Below are 7,285 nucleotides of genomic sequence, written 5' to 3'. Positions count from 1 at the left end.
GCTCCTGAAGACCGGCCTCCAGGAGGTGTGTTCGGCGGCTGCGATGAACGTCTTGCGGGTCGTACACTGGTTGGACGGATGGCCGCGCACCAAGACGCGCGTGACCCGCTTTGCTGCGTTGGCGCCAACCCTCTGAATTCGCCGACAGTATCTCGCATATGTCCGGCATTTTTTCGTCGATGGCCGACAACCTGGCTCTGGGCTCCCTCGACCTTGCGGGCTTAGCGCTTTTAGCCTTCCTGCTCTTCGTCATGGGCGCGGCCTGTTCGGCCATGCTGATCAACTGGGGCCGACGGCATCACCTGGGCAGCCGCTACGCCATGCCGCTGATGCTTGAAGCCTTCCTGCTTCTCGGTTTCGGCATTCTGGGCTGGATCGCCCATCCGTCGCCGGACTTCGTTGCCGTCGCGGTGCCCCTGCTCTGCTTCATCATGGGTCTGCAGAACGCCACCGTCACGAAAATCTCGGGTGCGCGCATGCGCACCACCCATGTGACCGGCATTATCACCGATATCGGAATCGAGTTCGGCAAGCTGCTCTACTGGAACCGGAATGTTCACAATCCGGATCGCATCCTGGCGGACCGCGGCAAGCTGCGCCTGCTCGTCCTGCTGCTCGCCTCCTTCTTCATCGGCGGCGTCATCGGCGCCATCGGGTTCAGCCAGATCGGCTTCCTGTTCGCGCTTCCCTTCGCGCTCCTCCTGCTCCTGCTTGCCGGGCCGCCTCTTGCCGAAGATGCCGCGACCCTGGTCCGGAAAATGGCAAAGCGCTGACCCGCTATTGGCCAGCGTCAGGCGGAGCCTAGATTCCGCCCATGCCCGAAAAAACCGCGGCCTCTTTTCCCCAGCAATCCGACGGTGATGCCCCCGATGCCCGTGGCCGGCGGGTGACGCGCCTGATCGGCGCGGCCGTGCTCCTGGGGCTCACTCTCTGGATGATCCGCGCCTATCTCACCACCCTCGGCTGGGCGGGGATTATCGCCATCAGCGTCTGGCCGCTTTATCGCCGGATCCAGGCTCGCCTGGGGGGCTCGCGCATCGCCGCCCCCCTGCTTGTGACAATCAGTCTTGCCGTTCTCCTTCTCGTGCCGATCGCTCTTGCGCTGACCGAGATCGGCCGCGAAAGCCAGTTCATCATGCAGTGGCTGACGCGGCTGCAGCAGAACGGCATGCCCGTGCCGGAATGGATCCATCGCCTGCCGCTCGTCGGCCAGCATTTCGACGCCTGGTGGCAGGCGCATCTGGGGGCGCCGCAATCTGCCGAGCAGCTTTTGAACGGCATCGACAGCCAGACCCTGACCGAATGGTCGAAAACCCTCGGCGGCGCCCTGGTTTCGCGCCTTCTTCATACCTTCCTGACGTTCCTGGCCCTCTTCATTCTCCTGCGTAATGGCAACGAGATCGGCCAGCACGTGCTGGCCGCCACCGATCGCTGGTTCGGCAGGCCTGGCGGAGAGCATGGCGTCCGCCGTACGGGGGACGGTGAATGGAACGATCCTCGTGGCCGTGGGCGAAGGCATCCTGATCGGCATCGGCTTCATGCTCGCCGGCGTGCCGAACGCGGCTCTGTTCGCGGTCCTCACCACCGCTTTCGCGATGCTGCCCTTGGGCGCCTGGCTCGCCTTCGGCACCGCGGCCATCGTGCTGATCCTCGCCGGCGGTTCCATCCTGGCCGCCGCCGCCGTGGCGGGATGGGGGGCCGTCGTCATGCTGATCGGCGACAACTTCGTCCAGCCGGCCCTGATCGGCGGAGCAGTCCGCCTTCCCTTCCTGTGGACTCTTTTCGGCATTCTCGGCGGCCTCGAGACCTTCGGCCTGATCGGTCTCTTTCTCGGCCCGGTCCTCATGGCCGCTCTCCTGACGATCTGGCGCCAGCAGAGCGGGCCCGCCCCGGACCAGCCATCCTGAGGAAGGCCGGCTGTCATGAGGAACATCCGTGAAGGCTTGACGGTTCTCTCGTGACAGAACGGAGCCGCCACCCATGCCCAGGATCAGCCATAACCCCGTCGAGGCCCTGGCCCGTTTCGGCTATGGAGCGCGGGGCGCGGTTTATGGCCTCGTTGGCGGCTTGGCTCTCCTTGCTGCCGTCGGATCGGGCGGACAGACGGGGGGCAGCCGCAGTGCGTTGCAGACGCTCCTGTCACAGCCCTTCGGCAAGCTCTGGCTCGTCCTGATCGCCCTCGGCCTGTTCGGCTTCTGCGCCTGGCGCGTTCTGGAAGCGCTGACCGATGCCGACCGTCGAGGTTCCGACATGAAGGGCCTGGGCATCAGAGCCGCGCATCTGATCAGCGGCTTTGTCTATGCCGGTCTTGCCATCTCCGCCCTGAACCTTGCCCTCGGCCGCGGCTCCGGCGGCGGCGAGGACCAGGCGGCGCAGGACTGGACCGCCTGGCTCATGAGCCAGCCCTTCGGTCAATGGCTCGTCGGTCTCATCGGCCTTGCCGTGGCAGGAGCAGGTCTCGCCTTCCTCTGGAAAGCCTGGCGCGGCGATGTGGCGGAGCGCCTCTCGCTGCCCGCCGACAAGCGAGACTGGATCGTCACCCTCGGCCGCATGGGCTTTGCCGCCCGCGGCGTCGTTTTCCTGGTGATCGGCGGCTTCCTGATTCTCGCCGCCCTTCACGCCTCGTCCTCGGAAGTGCATGGCCTGGGCGGCGCGCTCAAAGCCCTTCAGCAGCAACCCTATGGCTGGGCCCTCCTGGGGCTGACCTCGCTGGGCCTCTTCGCGTTCGGCCTCTTCGGCCTCGTCCAGGCCCGCTACCGCCACATCGATGCGCCCGATCTCGACGACGCCAAAGCGGCCGTCGCGCCGTTGGGGCGATGAACCTTAACAGTCACGGGGAAAACTAGCGATCCCGGGAAGACTCGAACTTCCGACCTTCGGTTTAGGAATCGACGATTCGTTACGTTGCTACAATTGACACTAGTCGATGGGACTTGACGTGATTACGCTAAATTGCAACGACCCGGTCAGGCGCGGGCCGTTTGGATATTCGTGAAATGACGTAGAACGTAGCAAAGTCACGTGTAAGCCGGTGCAGGCAGAAAACTGCAACCACGGAGTAACCGCCAGGCTGCGACCTCCGCTTGATATCTCGCAAGCAACGAGAAATCCATGTGCTGGATGAAAGTTAAAGATCCCCCACCCCAGGTCGGGCTCAGTGAGCCGCTATTTCTTGGATCCGGTGCTTGAGCTCACCGATCCCTTTGTAGAAGGCGCAGCGGCATTGGTCTTCGGCTTTGCTGCCTTCGGTTTTTTGGCTTCGCGGTTTCCGCGTTGTTCGCCCTTTGCCATCTCTGCTACTCCTGGTCTTGTCCCTAAGTGTAACACCTGCCGACCCACAGGGGAACGTTGAAGCCCTTTAAGAAACCCTGATCGCTCCTGAAACAAAAGGTGGTGTGTCGATCTCTCAGCCATGAGGCTGACCAAGATATGTGAGCTGGATTCATGCGCAGCGGATGCCGCTTTTGGAGCCTTTCGGATCATTGTAGTCCTTTGAGCGGCCTTATACCCTTCTGGCGCTGAGGTCGAAGCTCTCGCCAGCCCTGGACATGGGCTTGAACCGTCTCGCCTGTTTCCGCATTTCGCCACTTCCCATTGGCGTATTCACACCGGAATGGAAGAATGTATGTCCCCACATGATCTTCAGCCAGGGCCTCAACCTGCTGACCAGAGGCAGGCGTCCGGTCAATGACAAACTCTTCTAGGCGAGCCTTTCGTGTGGCCATACTCTGTTTTGTCTCAGCTGTTGATGCCATGGAGCAGCGAGGCCGTGACTGGCGATAAGAGCTGCAGCGACCTCATGAAGGTAAAGGGTGGTCCCTTCGTCCCGCAAAGTAGCATAAAACGCAACTCTTTAGCTTCGTTGCACCTTAAATGAAAAGGCCGCCCAATGGGCGGCCCTCATTGCTATCGGCCTTAAGGAAAGGCTTAGAAGTCCATGCCGCCCATGCCACCCATGCCGCCGCCGCCCGGCATCGCCGGACCGTTGTCGCGCTTGGGAGCTTCGGCCACCATGGCCTCGGTCGTGACCAGCAGGCCAGCCACCGACGCTGCGTTCTGGAGAGCCGTGCGCACGACCTTGGCCGGATCGACGATACCGGCCTCGAGCATGTCGACGAACTCTTCCGTCTGAGCGTTGAAGCCGAAGGTGTCCGACGCGGTGTTGCCGTTGATCTTGCCGACCACCGTGGACCCCTCGACGCCGGCGTTCTCGGCGATCTGACGGATCGGAGCCTCAAGCGCGCGCATCACAATGCTGATGCCGGCCTTCACGTCCGGGTTGTCGCTGGTGAGCTTCGACACCGCAGCCTTGGCGCGGAGCAGAGCCGTGCCGCCGCCGGGAACGATGCCTTCCTCGACCGCCGCGCGGGTGGCATGCATCGCGTCGTCGACGCGATCCTTCTTCTCCTTCACTTCGATCTCGGTCGAGCCGCCGACACGGATCACCGCGACGCCGCCGGCGAGCTTGGCCAGACGCTCCTGCAGCTTCTCACGGTCGTAATCCGAGGTGGTCTCCTCGATCTGCGCCTTGATCTGCGCCACACGAGCCTCAATCGCGTCCTTAGCACCGGCGCCATCGATGATGGTGGTGCTCTCCTTATCGATGCGAATGCGCTTGGCGCGCCCAAGCATGTCGAGCGTGACATTCTCGAGCTTGATGCCGAGGTCCTCGGAGATCGTCTGACCGGCGGTGAGGATCGCGATGTCCTCGAGCATGGCCTTGCGGCGGTCGCCGAAGCCGGGAGCCTTCACGGCCGCGATCTTCAGGCCGCCACGGAGCTTGTTGACCACCAGCGTCGCCAGAGCCTCACCCTCAATGTCTTCCGCCACAATCAGCAGGGGCTTGCTGGTCTGAACGACAGCCTCAAGGATCGGGAGGAGCGACTGCAAAGAGGACAGCTTCTTCTCGTGGATGAGGATGTAGGGATCCTCGAGTTCCGCGATCATCTTCTCCGCATTGGTGATGAAGTACGGCGAGAGATAGCCGCGGTCGAACTGCATGCCCTCGACCACGTCGAGCTCGGTCTCAGCAGTCTTGGCCTCTTCGACGGTGATCACACCCTCGTTGCCGACCTTCTGCATTGCTTGAGCGATCATCTCGCCAATCGAAGCGTCGCCGTTGGCCGAGATTGTGCCGACCTGAGCAATCTCTTCAGACGAGGCAACCTTCTTGGCGCGAGCCTGGATGTCCTTCACGGCCTCTGCCACGGCCAAGTCGATGCCGCGCTTGAGGTCCATCGGGTTCATGCCGGCGGCCACGGCCTTGGCGCCCTCGCGGACGATGGCCTGGGCCAGAACCGTCGCCGTGGTGGTGCCGTCACCAGCCACATCGCTCGCCTTCGAGGCCACTTCGCGCACCATCTGGGCGCCCATGTTCTCGAACTTGTCGGCGAGTTCGATCTCCTTGGCGACGGTGACGCCGTCCTTGGTGATGCGCGGAGCGCCGAAGCTCTTCTCAAGCACCACGTTGCGGCCCTTCGGGCCAAGCGTGACCTTTACGGCGTTCGCCAGAATATCGACACCACGCAGCATCCGATCGCGTGCGTCAGTAGAGAATTTAACGTCTTTGGCAGCCATGAGCTGAACTCCTGTTATTATCTGTTCGGACTGGGCTGTTTAAGCCGCCTTCTGAGCCGCGGCGGACTGTTCGATCACGCCCATGATGTCGGATTCCTTCATGATCAGGAGATCCTGACCGTCGATCCGCACCTCGGTGCCGGACCACTTGCCGAACAGCACACGGTCGCCGGCCTTCACGTCGAGGGCGACGACCTTGCCGCTCTCGTCACGGGCGCCGGGGCCGACGGCGACGATCTCGCCCTCTTGCGGCTTCTCCTTGGCGGTGTCCGGGATGATGATGCCGCCGGCCGTCTTCGCTTCGGCTTCGATGCGGCGGACGACAACGCGGTCGTGCAGCGGACGGAATTTCATGGGTGTGCCTCCTCAGTCTTCAAATTGGGGGCACTCGTCTGCGCCGAGCAGCACGTTTAGCACTCGACGCATGAGAGTGCTAAGACGAGTTAATAGACTGATGTTCGGGCTGAGGCAAGCTTGTCCTTGAGGATAGATAAGGCCTGAGCGAACCGTAACCATTTTAACAGCGTTGAGCCCTTAGAGGCCGCTTGGTCGCTCAGAAATGGGGTTCAGTCGTGTTGAGTTTTGAGGCCGTTGAAGAGGTCTGCGACAGCAAGCGGACAACTCTTGTGATCCACCCGGCCATCCGACAGGCCATCAAAGGGTACGAGGAAAGCTTCTATGTCGGACTCCGCTGCTTTCTTACTGGGGAAACCGACGGCCTCTTTTTTCTCCCTCTTCCGAGCAGCGGGTATGTGCGCTTGGTTTTCTCAAAGCGCGTCTCGTCCGGGGGGTACAATCTTCTCAGGATTGACCCACTCACGAACGAGGGCCTAAGTCAGATTAAAGCTGCCTTTTCCGAGTAGACAAAGATCGCACCTCCCGAAGGTTATCGGCGGTTGCTACAATAGCTACATGATTACGGATGACCTCAGAGCACCCACTTGAACGCCGCATTATAGCGGAATGATGTACCGGTCGCTCGCTCAACCTCGATCTACAACAACAGTGTTGTTGAATGTCTCTGGTTTCAAAGAGCAGTGGACCACTACCGCTGGATATAAAAGAACATCGCTGTTCCTTTGATCATGAGGGCAGATGTAACTATGAGGCACCCAGCTCCTCAAGCGTGGCCAGTTCTCCGCTTGATAAGGAGCAATCGTCCACCCAAGCAGACCGTATGTTCGTTGCCGGCGGAGGTGGCTCGTCCACACTATGCGATGAGCGAGGGTTGCGCTGGATGGGCCGGCGCCGAGCCTCCCGCACAGGGGACGAGCCATGCAGCAGAAGAGCAAAGTGTTTGTCGGTCTGGATACCTCCAAACTGAAGATCTCCGTCGCCGTGGCCGAGGACGGCCGCCAGGGAGAGATCCGCTTTCTCGGCGAGATCGACAATACCCCCGAAGCGGTGCGGCGCCTGGTCCACAAGCTGGCGAGCCGGCACGGCGAATTGTTGTTCTGCTACGAGGCCGGCCCCACCGGCTATGGCCTGCAGCGCCAGATCGCGGCTCTGGGACATGAGTGTGCCGTCATCGCGCCGTCGCTCATCCCCAAGCGTCCGGGCGAGCGCGTCAAGACCAACCGGCGCGATGCCCTCACCCTGGCCCGGCTGCACCGGGCCGGCGAGCTGACTGCCATCTGGGTGCCGGATCCGGGCCATGAGGCGGTGCGAGAACTGGTGCGGGCGCGGGAGGCCGCCATGGCAGATCTGC

General features: G+C 62.1%; 6 protein-coding genes and 1 pseudogene. 5 read left to right on the top strand and 2 right to left on the bottom strand.

Annotated features, from left to right (window positions below; genetic code table 11):
• Nucleotides 1–158 precede the first annotated feature (158 nt).
• The 4 genes and pseudogenes from FS320_RS34605 (at nucleotide 159) to FS320_RS34590 (ending at nucleotide 2,820) form a co-directional block, all read left to right on the top strand.
• On the top strand, nucleotides 159–773 hold the full coding sequence (locus FS320_RS34605; RefSeq protein ID WP_244630067.1) for a YoaK family protein: 615 nt from the start codon (nucleotides 159–161) through the stop codon (nucleotides 771–773).
• Nucleotides 774–814: 41 nt separating this feature from the next.
• Nucleotides 815–1,360, top strand: a pseudogene (locus FS320_RS51045) (AI-2E family transporter); the annotation flags it as partial.
• A gap of 97 nt (nucleotides 1,361–1,457) precedes the next feature.
• Nucleotides 1,458–1,907, top strand: coding sequence for an AI-2E family transporter (locus FS320_RS49950; RefSeq protein WP_162002841.1), 450 nt, complete (start codon nucleotides 1,458–1,460; stop codon nucleotides 1,905–1,907).
• Between the two features lie 73 nt (nucleotides 1,908–1,980).
• On the top strand, nucleotides 1,981–2,820 hold the full coding sequence (locus tag FS320_RS34590; RefSeq protein WP_152716914.1) for a DUF1206 domain-containing protein: 840 nt from the start codon (nucleotides 1,981–1,983) through the stop codon (nucleotides 2,818–2,820).
• A 1,107-nt stretch (nucleotides 2,821–3,927) separates the two neighbouring features.
• Here the strand turns inward: FS320_RS34590 and groL are convergent.
• Nucleotides 3,928–5,577, bottom strand: coding sequence for a chaperonin GroEL (groL, locus tag FS320_RS34580; protein WP_152716912.1), 1,650 nt, complete (start codon nucleotides 5,575–5,577; stop codon nucleotides 3,928–3,930).
• Nucleotides 5,578–5,616: 39 nt separating this feature from the next.
• Nucleotides 5,617–5,931: a co-chaperone GroES gene (gene groES, locus FS320_RS34575; RefSeq protein WP_152716911.1), complete on the bottom strand. Its 315-nt coding sequence runs from the start codon at nucleotides 5,929–5,931 to the stop codon at nucleotides 5,617–5,619.
• 921 nt (nucleotides 5,932–6,852) lie between these two features.
• On the opposite strand from groES, the gene FS320_RS34565 reads away from it, so the two are divergent.
• A partial coding sequence (locus FS320_RS34565; RefSeq protein ID WP_152716909.1) for an IS110 family transposase occupies nucleotides 6,853–7,285 on the top strand: 433 nt, incomplete at its 3' end.

Origin of the sequence: Microvirga tunisiensis, assembly GCF_009296175.1 — a bacterium.
Taxonomy (GTDB): domain Bacteria; phylum Pseudomonadota; class Alphaproteobacteria; order Rhizobiales; family Beijerinckiaceae; genus Microvirga; species Microvirga tunisiensis.
The sequence above is the reverse complement of the archived record's forward strand: the minus strand, read 5'-3'. Positions and strand labels throughout refer to the sequence as shown.